Here is a 17,368-nt window from a genome sequence, read left to right as displayed (position 1 = left end):
TGGAAGTGAGCTGTCCGGTGTGTACGCAGGTCGACCAGGTCGTCTCGGTGCCCGGAGCGGTCGCGGCGGGGACCACGTACCGGATCGGCAGGGTACGCATGCCCGGTGACCGCCAGGTCGCCGATCTGCCCACCGGGTCCGCGCTGGGCGCGTCCAAGCACCAGATGAGCCGCACGCAGCTCGCCGTGTGGCTGTCGTTCCCCAGCCGCCACTACGCGCCCTGGTCGAGGAACCAGGGCTACCTGCTGCTGCTCGTCGCCGCACTCGCGCACCTGGTGGTGGGGCTGGTGCTGGCCATGGGCAAGCACTCGGGCTGGGCCGAGGTGCTGCTCGCGCCGTTCTGCCTGACAGGCGTGCTGTGGGGGTTCGGGATGCTGTTCGTGCTCGGCGCGCACGCGGCGCGCAAGCGCGACCTGGCCGAGGGGCCGGCCAGGGAGAAGGCGCTCGCCGTCTGGGAGGGGCTCTACTACTGCTCGCGCGACAACGTCGCGTTCGAGCCGGGGGTCGGCGTCTCGTTCCATCCGAGCGAGACGCGCGAGTACATCTTCGGCTTCCGCCGCTCCGGCGCCGCCTGACCGGTCACGTCACCGGCCGGGCGGTCACTCCGGGGCCGGGGTGCTTACGCGCGCTTACGCGTGCTCCTCGGCGACGAGGCGGACGCAGACGGCCAGGCCGGTGATGGCCTGCTCCAGCTCCTCCAGGCCGGGGTAGGTGGGCGCGATGCGGATCGTGCGGTCGTCGGGGTCCTGGCCGTAGGGGTGGGTGGCGCCGGCCGGGGTCAGCGCGATGCCCGCGGCCTTGGCCTTGGCCACCACCTCGGCGGCGTGCGGAACCTCCAGGCTGATGAAGTAGCCGCCCTTCGGGCTGGTCCAGGTGGCCAGGTCGCCGAGCTCCTTGGCGAGGACCCGGTCGACCACCTCGAACTTGGGCCCGATCAGCTCGGCGTGCTTGCGCATGTGCGCGGCCACGCCGTCGGCGTCGCGCAGGAACTCCACGTGGCGCAGCTGGTTGAGCTTGTCGGGGCCGATGGACTGCTTGCGCGTGTTGTCGAGGAACCAGGCGACGTTGGCCGGGGAGGAGCCGAAGAACGCCACACCCGCGCCGGCCAGCGTCACCTTCGAGGTGGAGCCGTAGACGAAGGCGCGGTCGGGGTTGCCGTGCTCGGCGCAGAGCGCGAGCAGGTCGGCGAGCTCGGCCGGGGTGTCGGTCAGGTGGTGGACGGCGTAGGCGTTGTCCCAGAAGATGCGGAAGTCGGGCGCGGCGGCGGGCATGGCGGCCAGGCGGCGCACGGTCTCGTCGCTGTAGACGATGCCGGACGGGTTGCTGTACTTGGGCACGCACCAGATGCCCTTGACGCTCGCGTCCTCGGCGACCAGGCGCTCGACGACGTCCATGTCGGGGCCCTCGGCGTTCATGGGCACCGGGACCATCTTGATCCCGAACTCCTGGCAGATGGTGAAGTGCCGGTCGTAGCCGGGCACCGGGCACAGGAACGTGATCTCCGGCTCCTCCACCCAGCGGCGCCCGGCGCCGGGCACCTTGCTCAGCAGCGCGTGCACGACCGTGTCGTGCATCATCGCCAGGCTGGCGTTGCCGCCCACCACGAGCTGCGCGGGCGGCACCTGGAGCAGCGGCCCGAACAGCTCGCGCAGCTCCGGCAGCCCCTGCAGGTCGCCGTAGTTGCGCGCGTCGAGGCCGCCCGCGGTCACGTGGGTGGTCGGGAGCTTGAGCATGTCGTCGGAGAGGTCGAGCTGGCGCGGTGACGGCTTGCCCCTGGTGAGGTCGAGCTTGAGTCCCTGCTGGACAAGGGCGGCATAGTCACGCGAGGCGTTCACGGGATTCTTCTCCTCCGATCGGGTCGCTACGAAGGATAGAAGACTTCGCCGCCGAGGCAGGCACGGGTCCGGGATGTGGATGTCTTTGCCCGGAACGACTTCACGGACGGCGATCGGTGGCGTGGAATGGGGTGATCGGGGCAGGCCATACCTCTCGACTGGAGGGAGCAGCCGTGACCAGCGTGCGCGAGACGTCGATCGAGCGGGTCAGGCGGCGCCGCACCGGGACCGTGCTCACGTCCTGGCTGACCACGACCGACCACAAGGTCATCGGGTACCTGTATCTGATCACCTCGTTCGCGTTCTTCCTGATCGCGGGCGTCATGGCCATGATCATCCGCGCGGAGCTGGCCCAGCCGGGGATGCAGGTCGTCAACCAGGACATGTACAACCAGCTCTTCACCATGCACGGCACGATCATGCTGCTGCTGTTCGCCACGCCGCTGTTCGCCGGGTTCGCCAACGTGATCATGCCGCTGCAGATCGGCGCCCCCGACGTGGCCTTCCCCCGGCTGAACGCGGTGGCGTACTGGCTGTTCCTGTTCGGCGGGCTCATGGTGGTGGCCGGGTTCTTCACGCCGGGCGGGGCGGCCGACTTCGGCTGGTTCGCCTACACGCCGCTGTCGTCGTCCGCCTACTCGCCGCAGGTCGGCGGCGATTTGTGGATCATGGGGCTGGCGATGTCGGGCCTCGGCACGATCCTCGGCGCGGTCAACTTCATCACCACGATCATCGGCATGCGGGCGCCGGGCATGACGATGTTCCGGATGCCGCTGTTCACCTGGAACGTGCTGCTGACCAGCATGCTCGTGCTGCTGGCGTTCCCGGTGCTGGCGGCGGCGCTGCTCGCGCTGGAGGCCGACCGCAAGCTCGGCACGCACATCTACGACCCGGCCAACGGCGGGCCGATCCTGTGGCAGCACCTGTTCTGGTTCTTCGGCCATCCCGAGGTCTACATCATCGCGCTGCCGTTCTTCGGGATCATCACCGAGGTCATCCCGGTCTTCAGCCGCAAGCCGATCTTCGGCTACATGGGCCTGGTCGGCGCCACGATCGCGATCGCCGGGCTGTCGATGACCGTGTGGGCGCACCACATGTTCCCCACCGGGCAGGTGCTGCTGCCGTTCTTCTCGTTCATGACGTTCCTCATCGCGGTGCCGACAGGTGTGAAGTTCTTCAACTGGATCGGCACCATGTGGCGGGGGCATCTGACGTTCGAGACGCCGATGCTGTTCGCGATCGGGTTCCTGGTGACGTTCCTGCTCGGCGGGCTGACCGGCGTCATCCTGGCCTCCCCGCCGCTCGACTTCCACATCAGCGACACGTACTTCGTCGTCGCGCACTTCCACTACGTGGTCTTCGGCACCGTCGTGTTCGCCATGTTCGCCGGGTTCTACTTCTGGTGGCCCAAGATGACCGGGCGCATGCTCAACGACCCGCTCGGCAAGGTGCACTTCTGGACGCTGTTCGTCGGCTTCCACACCACGTTCCTGGTGCAGCACTGGCTCGGGCAGATCGGCATGCCGCGCCGCTACGCCGACTACGGCCCGGCCGACGGGTTCACCGCGCTCAACCAGCTCTCGTCGCTGGGCGCGTTCCTGCTCGGGCTGTCGACGCTGCCGTTCCTCTACAACGTCTGGAAGACCGCCAGGCACGCGCCCAAGGTCACGCTCGACGACCCCTGGGGCTACGGCAACTCCCTCGAATGGGCGACCTCCTGCCCGCCGCCCCGGCACAACTTCACGTTCATGCCGCCGATCCGCTCCGAACGGCCCGCCTTCGACCTCCACTACCCGCACGAGGACGAGACGGACGAGACGGGCGAGCGGGCCGAACCCGGAGAACCCGGCGAGAAAACGCCCGACTGACCTTTCCCGGACCGGGCCGCGGTGCTTGTGTGGAGGTTACGTTTCGCCCATCTAAGGAGATCGGCGATGACAGGCGCCAAGAGCCCCTTCACCCCCGAGACCGCCCCCTGCGGCAAGAAGCACGGCGGTGAGCGTCTCCTCGACGACGACGGCTACGGCCTGGTGATCCGTGACCAGCTCTTCGACTGCGGCTGCCGCCGGATCCGGCACGAGTACCACGACGGCAGCATCCACCTGTCCGCCATCCGCTGCGACGGCAAGCGGGTGAAGGATCCGATCGAACCGGACCGCGGGAGCTGAACCGATGATCGACGTGCTCATCGTGGGAGGCGGCGGCGCCGGACTGCGGGCGGCCGTCGCCGTCGCCGAGAGCGACCCCACCCTCAGCGTGGCGGTCGTGTCGAAGGTCTACCCGATGCGCAGCCACACCGTCTCGGCCGAGGGCGGCGCCGCCGCGGTCGTCGCCGACGGCGACACGCTCGACGAGCACTGCTACGACACGATCTCCGGCGGCGACTGGCTGTGCGACCAGGACGCGGTGGAGGCGTTCGTGGCCGAGGCGCCGCGCGAGCTCGTCCAGGTCGAACACTGGGGCTGCCCGTGGAGCCGCGAGCGCGACGGGCGCGTCGCGGTGCGCCCGTTCGGCGGCATGAAGCGGATGCGCACCTGGTACGCGGCCGACAAGACCGGCTTCCACCTGCTGCACACGCTGTTCCAGACCACGCTCAAACACCCCGGCATCGCGCGGTACGACGAGTGGTACGTCACCCGGCTCGTCGTCGACGACGGCCGCGTCCACGGCGTCGTGGCCGTCGAGCTGCGCACCGGCCGCGTCGAGGCGATCCCCGCCAGGACCGTCGTCCTGGCCACCGGCGGCTGCGGCCGGGCCTTCCCCTTCACCACCAACGCCGCCATCAAGTCCGGCGACGGCATGGCCCTGGCCTACCGGGCGGGCGCCCCGCTGAAGGACATGGAGTTCGTCCAGTACCACCCCACCGGCCTGCCGTTCACCGGCATCCTCATCACCGAGGCGGCCAGGGCCGAGGGCGGCTGGCTGATCAACAAGGACGGCTACCGCTACCTCCAGGACTACGACCTCGGCACCCCCACCCCGGCGCCCCGGCTGCGCAGCATGGAGCTCGGCCCGCGCGACCGCCTCTCGCAGGCGTTCGTGCACGAGCAGCGCAAGGGCCGCACCGTCGACACGCCGTACGGTCCCGTCGTCCACCTCGACCTGCGCCACCTGGGCGAGGACAGGATCGACGCGCGCATCCCGTTCGTGCGCGAGCTGTGCCGCAGCTACCAGAACCTCGACCCGGTCACCGACCTCGTCCCGGTCCGCCCCGTCGTGCACTACATGATGGGCGGCGTCCACACCGACCTCGACGGCGCCACCCCGATCGCCGGCCTGTTCGCGGCGGGCGAGACGGCCTGCGTGAGCATCAACGGCGCCAACCGGCTCGGCTCCAACTCGCTGCCGGAGATCCTCGTCTTCGGCAGGCGCGCCGGGCTGGCCGCCGCCCGCTTCGCCCGCGGCCACCGCGACGGCGAGGCGGCCGCCGTCCGCAGCCAGGGCGCCGACGAGCGGCGGCGGCTGGAGCGGGCGCGCGAGGGCGGCGGCGAGCGGATCGCCGTGCTGCGCGAGGAGATGCAGCGCACGCTCGAAGGCGCCGCCGGCATCTACCGCACCGGCGACGTCCTCGCCAAGGCCGCCGACACCCTCGCCGAGCTGGGCGAACGGGCCGCCGGGGCGCTCGTGGACGACTCCAGCGCCGCCTTCAACACCGAGCTGGTCGCCCTGCTGGAGCTGCACGCCATGCTCGACGTCGCGCGCACGATCGTGGCCTGCGCGGCCGAGCGGCGCGAGTCGCGCGGCGCCCACCAGCGCACCGACTTCCCGGCCAGGGACGACGCCGCCTACCTGGCGCACTCGCTGGTCCACCGGGCCCCCGACGGCAGCCCGTCGGTCGGCCTGCTGCCCGTGACGATCACCCGCTGGCCTCCCGGGGAAAGGGTGTACGGCCGTGACTGACTCCATCCGGCTGGAAGTGTCCCGCTACCGGCCCGGCCAGGACGACGAGCCGGTGTTCCAGGCGTACGACGTGCCGCTGCGCCCCGACTGGGCCGTGCTCGACGGGCTCACCCACGTCAAGGACCGGCTCGACGGCAGCCTGTCGTTCCGCTGGTCGTGCCGGATGGGCATCTGCGGCTCGTGCGGCATGACCGTCAACGGCGAGCCCCGCCTGACCTGCGGTACCTTCCTCACCGAGTACGGCGCCGGCCCGGTCAGGGTCGAGCCGCTCAAGGGCTTCCCCGTCATCAGGGACCTGGTCGTGGACATCGACGACTTCCTGGCCAAGCTGTCGTCGGTGCGGCCGTGGCTGATCCGGGAGGGGGAGGAGCTGCCGCTGACCGCCGAGTACGCCCAGACGCCGGACCAGCTCGAGGCGTACAAGCAGTACAGCATGTGCATCAACTGCATGCTCTGCTACTCGGCCTGCCCGGTGTACGTGCTCGACCCGGACTTCCTCGGCCCGGCGGCGATCGCGCTGGCCCAGCGCTACAACCTGGACTCGCGCGACATGGGCGACCGCTTCGACGTGCTCAACCTGGACGACGCCGTCTGGGGGTGCACGTTCGTCGGCGAGTGCACCCGGACCTGCCCCAAGCACGTCGACCCGGCCGAGGCGATCCAGCGCTACAAGCTGACCGCCGCGCTGCGCTCGGTGCTGCCGTGGAGCCGGCGATGACCGCGCCCGCCCGCCGCCCGCCCAGGGACCCGCTCTGGTTCGCCCGCAGCAGGCGCTACACGCTGTTCGTGCTGCGCGAGCTGACCAGCGTCTTCGTCGCCTGGACCGTCGCGTACCTGGTCCTGCTGGCCGACTCGGTGGTCGCCGGGACGTACGCGCAGTTCACGGCGCTGGCGGCGCGCCCGTGGATGATCGCGCTCAACGCGGTGGCGCTGGCGGCGACCGCCTACCACGCGATCACGTTCCTCAACCTCGCGCCGAAGGCCACCGTGGTGCGGCTGGACGGCTGGCGGGTGCCCGCCTGGATGATCCAGGGCGGCAACCACTCCGGCTGGCTGCTCGTCTCGGCGGTGATCGCGTACGTCGTCCTGCGGACGCCATGAGAAGCCGGGGGGAGATGCCGTGAGAAGGACGCCTGAGCCGTATCTGTGGCTGCTGTTCAGCGGCGGGGGGATCGTCGCGGCGCTGGTGCTGCCGGTGCTGGCGCTGCTGTTCGGGGTGCTCATGCCGCTCGGCGTGATCGGCTGGCCCGACGCGGCGCACCTGGCCGCGCTGCTGGAGCCCCTGTGGGTGCGGATGGGACTGGTGGTGGCGGTGGTGCTGTGCCTGTTCCACGCGGCGCACCGGATCAGGTTCACCAGTGAGGAACTGCTGGGGATCGGGCGGTACGACGGGTTCATCGCGGCCCTCTGTTACGGGGGAGCAGTTACGGGCGGGATCATTGCCGCGATGCGGTTGTTGTGAAATGTCGTAGTTTGATCACATTTCCACAACCTACTTTACGCAATCTTTAGAAACGGTCTACCGTGCCGGTTTGCAAGACCCTATGGCCATTGCGCCCGGCGATCCCGGGCAGAAGGGGTTACTGGTGCCCAGCAAGAAGCGCCTATTAGCCACAATCCCGGCGGTAGCCCTCCTCGGCGCCGCCCTGACCGTACCCAGCGCTCAGGCCGACTCGGTCGCGTCATACCAGCCCAGCGCGTCTGACTACTACATTAACTACGCGCCACCCAGGGACGACGACCCGCCGGCCGAGCCGGGAGTCCCGGGCAAGAACAAGCGGTCGATCTCCGCCGCGAAGAAGATCGACCAGAAGTTCAGCAGCGGAAACCCGGCCGCTGCCCGGGTGCTCGCGGCCCGCGAGGCCGAGGCCATCCGCACCGGCCGAAACCCCGCTGAATGGATCTTCAAAAAGTCCAAGCAGACGAAGACCGCCAAGCTTCTCACGCTGCTGGTCGAGTTCAACGAGAACGCCAACGACGACTTCTCCGGCTTCAACCGCCTGCGGACCGTCGACAGCGCCCCCGACGACTGCGTCGTCGAGCCGGCCGGCACGCTCAAGAACGGCCCGCTGCACAACAACATCCCGGACCCGGCCACGCTGCCGCACAAGGACAACAACTCCTTCTGGGTCAAGGACTTCAGCCCCGAGCACTTCAACAAGATGCTCTACACGGACAAGGGCATCACCGAGCGCGTCCGCCCCGACCTGAAGGACCCGCGCGACGGCAAGCCCGGCATCGACATCTCCGGCCACACGCTGAAGAAGATGTACGAGGAGATGTCCAAGGGCGCCTACTCCGTCACCGGCTCCGCGGTCGGCTGGATCAAGGCTCCGCACTCCGAGGCGTGGTACGGCGCGGCCGCCTGCGGCGGGGTCCCGCAGGACATGTCGGGCCACCCGGACAACCCGCTCGGCGCCGGCCAGCTCGCCATCGACGCCGTCAACGTCCTGTCGCAGACCCAGCCCGACTTCCCGTGGGCCGACTACGACATCGAGGACGTCTCCGACGCCGACGGTGACGGCAACTTCGCCGAGCCCGACGGCGTGATCGACCACCTCGTGCTCGTCCACGCCGGCAAGGACAAATCCTCCGACGGCGGCGCCGAGGGCACGTACGCCATCTGGGCGCACTCCAGCGCGGTCGCCGGCGGCTACCAGGTGCCCGGCACCGACAAGAAGATCTCCAACTACATCGTGCAGCCCGAGGACTCCGGTGTCGGCGTCTTCGCCCACGAGTACGGCCACGACCTCGGCCTGCCCGACCTGTACGACACCTCCGGCCAGGCCAGCTCCGCGGTGGACTTCTGGGACCTGATGTCCAGCGGCTCCCACTCCGGCCCCATCTTCCAGTCGATGCCCACCCACATGGGCCTCTGGGACAAGTGGGTGCTCGGCTGGGCGAACCCGAAGGTGTTCAACCCGGGTGACAGCAAGAAGCTCGTCACGGTCGGCCAGACCTCGCGCACGCCCCGCTTCACCGAGGACGGCGTCCGCGTCAACCTCGCCTCCGAGCCGCTGAAGATGATCGACCCGCACAGCGGCGCCAACGCCTGGTGGTCCGGCATGGACCAGGAGTGGGCCAACGTCTCGCTGGCCCGCGACATCCAGGTGCCCGCCGGGACCGACGTCCGCTTCTGGATGTGGAACAACTACGAGATCGAGGCCGACTGGGACTTCGGCTTCGTCGAGGTGTCCACCGACGGCGGCAACACCTGGACCCAGCAGAAGGTCTACGACGAGGCCGGCACCGAGATCACCACGCCCGACGGCTACCCGGACCCGAACAAGAACCTCGCCACGTTCGGCAACAAGAAGTACGGCATCACCGGCAACACCGACGGCTGGCGGCACGACTACGTCAACCTGACCCCGTTCGCCGGCCAGACGATCAAGCTGCGGCTTGCGTACAACACCGACGCCGCCTTCACGCCGCGCGGCTGGCACGCCGACGACTTCTCGATCACCAACGGCGGCGCCTCCGTGTGGAGCGACGACGTGGAGAACGGCGAGAACGGCTGGCGCGCCTTCGGCGGCACGTTCACCAACACCAGCGGCCAGGGCTGGACCATCAACAACGGCGAGCGCCAGATCGACCGCTTCTACCTCGCCGAGTGGCGCAACTTCGACGGCTTCGACAAGGGCCTGCAGTACGCCTACGACACCACGTACTCGCGTGACGGGGCGTGGAAGGTGGAGAAGGTCAAGTACAACGCGCCGGGCCTGCTGGTCTGGTACCGCGACTCGACCTACACCAACAACGTGCTGGCCAACAACCTCGAAGCGGCGCCGAGCATCGGCTCCAAGGGCAGCCTGCTGCTCGTGGACTCGCACTACGACCCGCTCCGCCGCACCGGCGAGGCGGCCGCGAAGGACCCGTCACGGCACAAGAACATGGAGGGCCGCTCGCAGACCTCCAACGCCGCGTTCTCCTTCACGAAGACCTACCCGTTCAAGGAGTGCCTCGAGGCCGCGGACGAGCCGTTCAGCGAGTACTGCACGAACGTCCCCGCGCTGAAGGGCGTGCCGAGCTTCACCGACGCCAAGACCTGGTACCCGGGCCTTGAGCTGCAGGACGGCTCGCTGTACTACCGGGACTTCGACGCCTCCGTCGTCGTCCCGAGCAAGGGCGACCAGCCGTACAGCACCCGCGTGGTCAACGTCGACGGAACCCCGGCGACCGAGCTCTACGGCACCGACCTCGGCAACGGCCACGTCCTCGGCACCGGCAACCCCGGCGACGAGGGCAAGGCGCTGGGCGTCCAGTTCAAGCTGGTCACCCCGCTGCCGGGCAACCTGGGCGCGCTCGTCCAGGTGACCCCGCCGAAGAAGTGATCCAAGGGGCCGCCGGGCGGTGTCCCGGCGGCCCTAACATTGATGACCATGAGCGAATTGCGCACCAAGGCCGAGCACACCGAGGCGATCCGTCAGGACCGCAGGGTGGCGGTGGTGATCAACACTCGCTCACGCCGTGGCCGCCGCCACTACTTCGAGGTGATCGAGCAGCTGCACGAGCTGGGCTACGAGCCGCTGGCCGAGATCGGCGTCTACAATCCCAAGCGACTGCGCGACCTGCTCGACACGGCCCTGGCGACGGGGCCCGACCTGCTGATCGTCGGCGGCGGTGACGGCACGCTGTCCTCCGCCGTGCGCCACGTCGCCCACCGCGACGTGGCGCTCGGCGTTCTCCCGCTCGGCACCACCAACAACTTCGCCCGCAGCCTCGGCCTGCCGCTCGACCTGGCCGGCGCGATCCGGGTGTTCGACACCGGCAAGGTCGCCGACATCGACCTGGGCATGGCCGACGACCGGCCGTTCGCCAACCTGGCCAGCTTCGGCGTCTCCGTCGAGGTCGCGGGCAAGGTCAAGCCGTGGCTCAAGCGGGTGCTCGGCCGGCCCGCCTACCCGCTGACCGCGCTGACCGTGCTGCCGGGGCACCGGCCCTTCCGCGCCTACATCACCGTCGACGGGCAGCGCCACGAGCTGCTCACCCACCAGCTCAACATCGCCAACGGGCGTTTCCACGGCGGCTGGCAGGTGGCCCGCGACATCAGCATCGACGACGGCATGCTCGTGGCCTACCAGCTCGGCTCCGGCAAGAAGGTGCGCCTGCTCGTCGAGACGCTGGCCCGCGCCACGACCGGGCGCTGGCGCAGCCTGGCGGGCGGGCCGTTCGTCGTCGGCCGCGAGATGCTGCTGGAGACCGACCCGCCGATGGCCGCCGACGTCGACGGCGAGGTGCGGCTGCGCACCCCGATCCGGCTGCGCGTGGTGCCCAACGGGGTGCGCGTCATGGTGCCCGCCGACTTCGAGGACCGCTGACCCGCACAGCCCGGCCGGTCTCCTAACGCAGGCGGTCGTACAGCTCGGTCAGCGGCGCCGACAGGCCCGCCGGCGGCGGGAAGACGCGCAGCAGCAGGCCCGGCTCCACGGCGGACGGGCGGCGCTCGGGCCTGGCCGTGCCGGCGGGCGCGTAGAAGTCGGCGAGCCGGTCGGCGAACGGCACGTCCGCCACCTCCAGCGCGGCCCCGCCGCCCGCCGCCAGCGAGCCCAGCAGCTCCTCACGGGCGCGCCCCCGCCAGGCCAGCACCAGGAACGGGTCGTCGTCGAACGACTCGGCCAGCAGGTAGAGCACCGCCGACACGTGCTTGCACGGGAAACCCCAGTCGGGACACGAGCACGCCATGTCCAGATCGCGCGGGAACAGGTCGGCGCCCAGCGCCGCGAACAGCTCCTCGATCTCCTCCGGCATCTCCCCGGCCAGCAGCCTCGCCCGGTGGACGGCCTGATCGGCCACCGCCCGCTCGACCGCCTGCCACAGCTCCTCGCCGAACACCTCGACGGCGATCGTCACCTCGTACGGCGCCGGACGCGACCCCTGCACCGACGCCCTGGCCAGGCCCGGCGACAGGTCGATCGACAGCACCTGACCCGCCCTGGCGTAGCCGCGCCCGCGCGACAGGCGGCCCTTGTCGCAGATCCGCTCCAGCACGTCGATGAACCGCCTCGACCACCAGGTCGAGCCGATCGAACCACGCCGCGACCTGGCCCGGATGCCGCCCTCGACGCTGATCGGGGTGCTCCAGCCCGGCACGTCAGCCCACCGCCCCGGCCGTCAGGCGGAACACCTCGCGCAGCTCCCCGGTCGACAGATCCGTCAGCCAGTCCTCGCCCGCGCCGACCACCCGCTCCGCCAGCGCCTTCTTCCGCTCGATCATCTCGTCCACCCGCTCCTCCAGGGTGCCCGCGCAGATCAGCTTGCGCACCTGCACGTTCCTGCGCTGGCCGATGCGGAACGCCCGATCGGTCGCCTGGTCCTCGACCGCCGGGTTCCACCAGCGGTCGACGTGCACCACGTGGCTCGCCGCCGTCAGGTTGAGCCCCACCCCGGCCGCCTTCAGCGACAGCAGGAACAGCATCGGCTCGTCGTCCTGCTGGAACCGGTCCACCAGCCGGTCACGCGCCTTCTTCGGCAGCCCGCCGTGCAGCCACAGCACCGGCCGGTCCAGCCGCTGCTCCAGATAGGGCTGCAGCATGCTGCCGAACTCCGCGTACTGCGTGAACAGCAGCGCCTTCTCGCCCTCGGCCAGGATCTCCTCCGCGAGCTGCTCCAGCCGCGCCAGCTTGCCCGACCGGCCCGCCAGCCGGGAGCCGTCCTTCAGCAGGTGGGCCGGATGGTTGCAGACCTGCTTCAGCTTGGCCATGGCCGCCAGCACCAGGCCGCGCCGCTCGATCCCCTCGCTGTCGTCGATCCTGCCCAGCATGTCGTCCACCACCGCCTGGTACAGCGACGCCTGCTCCGGCGTCAGCGTGCACCACTCCTTGACCTCCAGCTTCTCCGGCAGGTCGGAGATGATCGAGGCGTCGGTCTTGAGCCGGCGCAGGATGAACGGCCCCGTCGCCCGCCGCAGCGCCTGCGCGGCCTGCTCGTCCTGCCGCGCCTCGATCGGCTCCTGGAACCGGGTGCGGAAGCGCGCCTTCGGCCCCAGCAGGCCCGGATTGGCGAACTCCATGATCGACCAGAGCTCGGCCAGGTGGTTCTCCACCGGGGTGCCCGTCAGCGCCAGCCGGGTGCCCGCCGGGATCGACCGCACCGCCTGCGCCTGGAGGGTGCCGCTGTTCTTGATCGCCTGCGCCTCGTCGCACACCACCCGCCGCCACGGGACCCGCCGCAGCGTCTCCAGGTCGCGCTGCGCCGTCCCGTACGTGGTGATCACCAGGTCGGCGTCCGCGATGCGCGTCGCGTCCCGGCCGCTGCCGTGATGGACGTGCACGCGCAGGCCAGGCGCGAACCTCGCCGCCTCCCGCTGCCAGTTGCCCACCAGCGACATCGGGCACACCAGCAGCGTCGGCTCCGCTGCCCGCTCGTGCACGAGCAGCGCCAGCGTGGTGACCGTCTTGCCCAGCCCCATGTCGTCGGCCAGCACCCCGCCCAGCCCGAGCTCCGACAGGAAGCTCAGCCACGCCAGCCCCCGCTCCTGGTAGGGGCGCAGCGTCGCGTCCAGGCCCGCCGGCGTCCCGATCACAGCCGGCCGCCCCTCCGGCCCGCCCTCCGGCCGGCCCGACAGCAGCTCGCCCAGCACCCCGTCGGCGTCCACGTCCAGCAGCGGCAGCTCGTCGTCGCCCTGGACCACGTGCCGCAGCACCTCCGCCGCCGGGAGCACCCCGCCGCGCTCACCGCCGACCGCGCGCAGCGCCGCCGCGAGCTGCCGCTCGTCCAGCTCCACCCACTGGCCGCGCACCCGCACCAGCGGCACCTTCAGCCGGGCCAGCTCGGCCAGCTCCTCCTCGCCGATCGTCTCCCCGCCCACCGCCAGGTCCACCCGGAAGTCCACCAGCTCACGCAGCCCGAACCCCTGGCTCGCCGCCGCGCTCTGCGTCTTCGTCCGCGTCGTCACCTTCAGCCCCAGCCTCGCCCGGCCCGCCCAGCGGGGCAGCTGCACCCCGAACCCGGCCGCCTGCAGCAACGGCGCCGCCTCCCGCAGGAACGCGAACGCCCCGGCCGTGTCGAGCACCAGCTCCTCCGGCTGCGGCACCCGCAACGCCCGGTCCAGCTCCGGATAGAGCCGCACCGCCCGGCCCAGCCCGGCCAGCAGCTCCCGCTCCGCCCCAGCCGGCAACCCGGCCACCGGCCCGCCGCCCCACACCTTCCCGGCGGGAACGTACAGGCTCGGGTCGTCGGCCGCCTGCACCGCCAGCTCCACCCGCCACCGGTGCTCCCCGGCCGCATCGTCGCGGCCGTCCCCGGCGGGGGCCGGGGGGTCGACCGGCTCGGTGAGGCGGAAGCACACGCGGGTGGCGCCCTCGGCCGACTCCACGGAGCGGCGCCACTCCTCCAGGGCCCGCCGCAGGTCCGGGTCATCGGGGCACGCGGCGCCGAGAGAGTCGGCGCGGGAGGAAGCGGCGCCGGGCCAGGTGGTGTCGGGGGAGGCCAGCGCGGCCAGCCAGCGCCCCCGCCCCGTGCCCGTGCCCGTGCCCGTGCCCGTGCCCGTGTCCGTGTGCGGGGGCCGGGCGTTCAGTGCGGTTCGGGCGAAAGTGTCGGCGAAGGCGTCCAGGGCTTGGCGCAGCACCTCGTGGGAGGGGCGCTCGACCGCCCAGGTGCGGCAGGCGGGGGGCATGGTGAGGGCGAGGTCGCGGAAGTAGGCGGCGTCGGCGCCGGTGACGACCGCGCGCCAGGCCGCCCGGGCCTCGCCGTCGGCCTCCGTCAGCTCCAGCTGGGGAACGACCCGGCCGCGGCGTACGAGATCCCGCGCGAACGCGGCGACGGCCCGCCAGTGCCGCACCGTAGCGCCCGGCACGGCGTCACCCCAGCCGGTGAGACCGGGCCCGGCATCGGAGCCAGGGCCGGCGTCAGCGTCGGGGCCGGGGGCGAGGTCGGGGCCGGGGGCAGGGTCGGGGTCAGCGGCGGGGGCGGCGGCTGGGGTGGGGTCGGGGGCGAGGAGGTGTACGGCGGCGGGCAGGGGCGGGACCACGGCGGGGACGCGCCAGGGGCGCAGCGAGGGGCGGGTGACCGCGGACAGGAGCCCGGTCTCGGGGGAGGGGAGCGGCTCGGCCGCGGACCCCGGCAGCAGGAGCTCCAGCGTGCGCGGCCCGCCCGCCGGGAGGCGCTCGACGGGCGCGGCCCAGGGATGGGCGCGCGGCGCCGGGCCACGGGCGGCACGCGGCGCGAGGGCGGTGTCCTCCGCCCAGAAGGCGACCCCGTCCCCGGCCCAGACCCCATGCACGACCAGCACCTCGGCAGGGTACCCGGGCCGGGAGGGGCCGGTGGCCCGTGTCCGCCGACGGCGCACTCGCCGGCTCATGGGAAAAATCAGTGCAAGTCGTAGACTGGAGGCATGAATACTCCGGGATCGTGGTGCGAGCGGCCCAAGCCGCCGGCTTCGTCGTGCGAGCTCCCGTCCCCGTGGAGCGCCCCCAAGAAGCCGGACAACTGGTGCGAGGCGCCCAAGTCGCCGGTCGAGTCGCTGGTCGGCCTCCTCCTTCGCGCCGCCAAGCGGTAGGACCCGGCCCGGCGGAAAACCGCGGGGTGATAGAAGCCGGGCTCTTCGGGTAGGCGGGTTCGCGACGGAGGAGGCGACGTCGTGAACGACACCCACAAACTGGTCAACGACCTTTCCGAGCAGGTCTCCCGGCTCGTCAAGGACGAGTTGCGGCTGGCCAGGCTCGAACTCACGGAGAAGGGCAAGCGCGCCGGGTTCGGCGCGGGCATGTTCGGGGCGGCCGGGCTGGTCGCGTTCTTCGGCGGCGCGGTGCTCGTGGCCGCCGTGGTGATGCTGCTCGCGCTGGTGATGCCCGCGTGGGTCGCCGCGGCCATCGTCGGAGTGGTCCTGCTGATCGTGGCCGCCCTGCTGGGGCTGGCCGGCAAGAGCAAGGTGAAGCAGGCGACGCCGCCGGTCCCGACCGAGACCATCGCGAGCCTGCGGGCCGACGTCGACGCGGTCAAGGAAGGGGCGCGGCGATGAGCGAGACCGATCCGGGACGCAGCGACCAGCACGCCGGCACGGTCGGCGCGCGCCGGGCCACCGTCGGCACGCCGACGGACGCCGAGTCCATCAACGTGCCGCCGACCAGGCCGGGCGCGGCCGAGAACGCGCACGAGGCCGAGCTGGCCCGCGAGGAGCACGAGACCTTCATCCCCGAACCTCCCCAGGCCGACGACCGCACCGACGCGGTCAGGTCGCGCGCCACGGAGGAGGAGTCCCTGACCGGGGGCCGCGCCGCGAAACGGTCCGGGAGCGAGCACCGCACCCAGGGCGACGACGCGGACGCGGTCCGGGAGGACATCAGGCAGACCCGCCGGGAGCTCGGCGAGACGGTGAGCGCCCTGGCGCACAAGGCGGACGTCAAGAGCCGGGCAGCCGACGCGGCGGCCACGGCCAGAGGAAAGGCGAGCAGGATGGCAGGCACGGCCAAGGACAGGGCCACGGAGCTGGCGGAGACGGCCAAGGGCAAGACGGCCGAGATGACCGGCGCGGCCAAGGGCAAGGCGCACGAGGTGACGGGCGCCGCCAAGGGCAAGGCGCACGAGATGACCGGCAAGGCGCACGAGGTCGCGGGCAGGGTCGGCGAAAGGGTCGGCGACGCGACGCCGGAGCAGGTCAAGAAGCGCCCGGTGTTCGTGATGGTCGCGCTCGGGACGGTGGTGGCCCTGGTCGTGCGCCGCATGATGAGGCGCAACCAGGCCAAGTGACGCGTGGAGGCCCCCGACGGACCCGCCGAGCTGCCACGCCGGTCGTGGTGGCGGGTGATCAGAAGAACGTTCGCCGAGTTCAAGAACGACCGCGTCCAGGACCTGGCGGCGGCGCTGACGTACTACGCGGTGCTGTCGGTGTTCCCGGCGCTGATCGTGCTGGTGTCGCTGTTCGGCCTGCTGGGCCGCGACGACCTCGGCACGGTCGTGGGCTCCCTCGTCGTGCTCGCGCCGGAGGAGGCGCGCGGACTGATCGCGGAGAGCGTGCGCGGGGTGCGAAGCACCGGCGGCGCGGGCCTGGTGGCGATCACCGGCCTGCTGGTTGCGCTGTGGTCGGCGTCCGGGTACATCGCCGCGTTCATCCGGGCGTGCAATGAGATCTACGACATCGAGGAGGGCCGCCCGTTCTGGAAGCTGACCCCGCTGCGGCTCGGCCTCACGGTCATGATGATGATCCTGCTGGTCGTGGGCGCGATCGCGGTCACGCTGACGGGCGAGCTGGCCGCCGCGGCCGGTGAGGCGCTCGGCCTCGGCGACGCCGCCGTGACGGCGTGGGACATCCTCAAGTGGCCGGTGCTGGCGCTCATCGCGGCCGGCCTGATCATGGTGCTGTACTGGGCGGCGCCGAACGTCCGCCAGCCGGGCATGCGCTGGATCACGCCCGGGGGCCTGCTCGCGGTCGTGCTCTGGGCGCTGGTCTCGGGCGGCTTCGCGCTGTACGTGGCGGGCTTCGGCTCCTACAACAAGACCTACGGCGCGCTCGCCGGGGTCGTGGTGTTCCTGATCTGGCTGTGGCTGTCGAACATGGCGCTGCTGTTCGGCGCCGAACTGGACGCCGAGCTCATCAGGGAGCGCGCCGCGGCCCAGGGCAGGCCCCCCGGGCGGGAGCCGTACGCGGTGCCGCGCGACCCGCCGGAGCCGGATGATCTGCCGGGCTGAAAGTG

The 17,368-nt window shown here is 71.4% G+C and carries 16 protein-coding genes; 13 read left to right on the top strand and 3 right to left on the bottom strand.

Annotated features, from left to right (window positions below; genetic code table 11):
- Positions 1 to 17 precede the first annotated feature (17 nt).
- Positions 18 to 575 carry a hypothetical protein gene (locus ACBI99_RS39990; protein WP_219507455.1) on the top strand — a complete coding sequence of 186 codons (558 nt, stop codon included), beginning with the start codon at positions 18 to 20 and terminating at the stop codon, positions 573 to 575.
- 54 nt (positions 576 to 629) lie between these two features.
- Here ACBI99_RS39990 and ACBI99_RS39985 read toward each other — a convergent pair whose 3' ends face one another.
- Positions 630 to 1,835 (bottom strand): aminotransferase class I/II-fold pyridoxal phosphate-dependent enzyme, encoded by a 1,206-nt coding sequence (locus tag ACBI99_RS39985; protein WP_219507454.1) that lies wholly within the window; start codon positions 1,833 to 1,835, stop codon positions 630 to 632.
- Positions 1,836 to 2,008: 173 nt separating this feature from the next.
- Between ACBI99_RS39985 and ctaD the strand changes: the two genes are divergently transcribed.
- The 8 genes from ctaD (at position 2,009) to ACBI99_RS39945 (ending at position 11,056) form a co-directional block, all read left to right on the top strand.
- Entirely contained in the window at positions 2,009 to 3,703 is a 1,695-nt protein-coding gene (gene ctaD, locus ACBI99_RS39980; protein WP_375074841.1) for a cytochrome c oxidase subunit I, read from the top strand.
- 66 nt (positions 3,704 to 3,769) lie between these two features.
- Positions 3,770 to 4,003, top strand: coding sequence for a hypothetical protein (locus tag ACBI99_RS39975; protein WP_219507452.1), 234 nt, complete (start codon positions 3,770 to 3,772; stop codon positions 4,001 to 4,003).
- A 4-nt stretch (positions 4,004 to 4,007) separates the two neighbouring features.
- A complete protein-coding gene (gene frdA / locus ACBI99_RS39970) occupies positions 4,008 to 5,735 on the top strand; it encodes a fumarate reductase (quinol) flavoprotein subunit (RefSeq protein ID WP_375074840.1) in 1,728 nt (575 codons plus the stop codon).
- Entirely contained in the window at positions 5,728 to 6,453 is a 726-nt protein-coding gene (sdhB, locus tag ACBI99_RS39965) for a succinate dehydrogenase iron-sulfur subunit (RefSeq protein WP_375074839.1), read from the top strand. The genes frdA and sdhB overlap by 8 nt, the downstream gene beginning before the upstream one ends.
- Complete coding sequence (locus tag ACBI99_RS39960; protein ID WP_357590742.1) at positions 6,450 to 6,836, top strand: hypothetical protein; 387 nt, start codon at positions 6,450 to 6,452, stop codon at positions 6,834 to 6,836. The genes sdhB and ACBI99_RS39960 overlap by 4 nt, the downstream gene beginning before the upstream one ends.
- 19 nt (positions 6,837 to 6,855) lie before the next feature.
- Positions 6,856 to 7,197 (top strand): hypothetical protein, encoded by a 342-nt coding sequence (locus tag ACBI99_RS39955; RefSeq protein ID WP_357590741.1) that lies wholly within the window; start codon positions 6,856 to 6,858, stop codon positions 7,195 to 7,197.
- A 124-nt stretch (positions 7,198 to 7,321) separates the two neighbouring features.
- Positions 7,322 to 10,069: an immune inhibitor A domain-containing protein gene (locus ACBI99_RS39950; protein ID WP_308125850.1), complete on the top strand. Its 2,748-nt coding sequence runs from the start codon at positions 7,322 to 7,324 to the stop codon at positions 10,067 to 10,069.
- A gap of 48 nt (positions 10,070 to 10,117) precedes the next feature.
- Complete coding sequence (locus ACBI99_RS39945) at positions 10,118 to 11,056, top strand: diacylglycerol kinase family protein (protein WP_219507443.1); 939 nt, start codon at positions 10,118 to 10,120, stop codon at positions 11,054 to 11,056.
- A gap of 22 nt (positions 11,057 to 11,078) precedes the next feature.
- On the opposite strand, the gene ACBI99_RS39940 is transcribed toward ACBI99_RS39945, so the two are convergent.
- Together ACBI99_RS39940 and ACBI99_RS39935 are read right to left on the bottom strand one after the other, a co-directional pair.
- Positions 11,079 to 11,828, bottom strand: coding sequence for an SWIM zinc finger family protein (locus tag ACBI99_RS39940; protein ID WP_375074838.1), 750 nt, complete (start codon positions 11,826 to 11,828; stop codon positions 11,079 to 11,081).
- A 1-nt stretch (position 11,829) separates the two neighbouring features.
- Complete coding sequence (locus ACBI99_RS39935; protein WP_375074837.1) at positions 11,830 to 14,967, bottom strand: SNF2-related protein; 3,138 nt, start codon at positions 14,965 to 14,967, stop codon at positions 11,830 to 11,832.
- 102 nt (positions 14,968 to 15,069) lie between these two features.
- On the opposite strand from ACBI99_RS39935, the gene ACBI99_RS39930 reads away from it, so the two are divergent.
- The 4 genes from ACBI99_RS39930 (at position 15,070) to ACBI99_RS39915 (ending at position 17,363) form a co-directional block, all read left to right on the top strand.
- On the top strand, positions 15,070 to 15,234 hold the full coding sequence (locus ACBI99_RS39930; RefSeq protein ID WP_357590735.1) for a hypothetical protein: 165 nt from the start codon (positions 15,070 to 15,072) through the stop codon (positions 15,232 to 15,234).
- Positions 15,235 to 15,315: 81 nt separating this feature from the next.
- The gene (locus tag ACBI99_RS39925) at positions 15,316 to 15,696 is read left to right on the top strand and encodes a phage holin family protein (RefSeq protein WP_219507438.1); all 381 of its coding nucleotides are present in this window, start codon (positions 15,316 to 15,318) and stop codon (positions 15,694 to 15,696) included.
- On the top strand, positions 15,693 to 16,424 hold the full coding sequence (locus tag ACBI99_RS39920) for a DUF3618 domain-containing protein (RefSeq protein WP_375074836.1): 732 nt from the start codon (positions 15,693 to 15,695) through the stop codon (positions 16,422 to 16,424). The genes ACBI99_RS39925 and ACBI99_RS39920 overlap by 4 nt, the downstream gene beginning before the upstream one ends.
- Before the next feature lie 54 nt (positions 16,425 to 16,478).
- Entirely contained in the window at positions 16,479 to 17,363 is an 885-nt protein-coding gene (locus tag ACBI99_RS39915; protein WP_308125849.1) for a YihY/virulence factor BrkB family protein, read from the top strand.
- Positions 17,364 to 17,368: the final 5 nt, after the last annotated feature.

The sequence above is a fragment of the Nonomuraea sp. ATR24 genome (genome assembly GCF_041950485.1).
Taxonomy (GTDB): Bacteria; Actinomycetota; Actinomycetes; order Streptosporangiales; family Streptosporangiaceae; genus Nonomuraea; species Nonomuraea ceibae.
The sequence above is the reverse complement of the archived record's forward strand: the minus strand, read 5'-3'. Positions and strand labels throughout refer to the sequence as shown.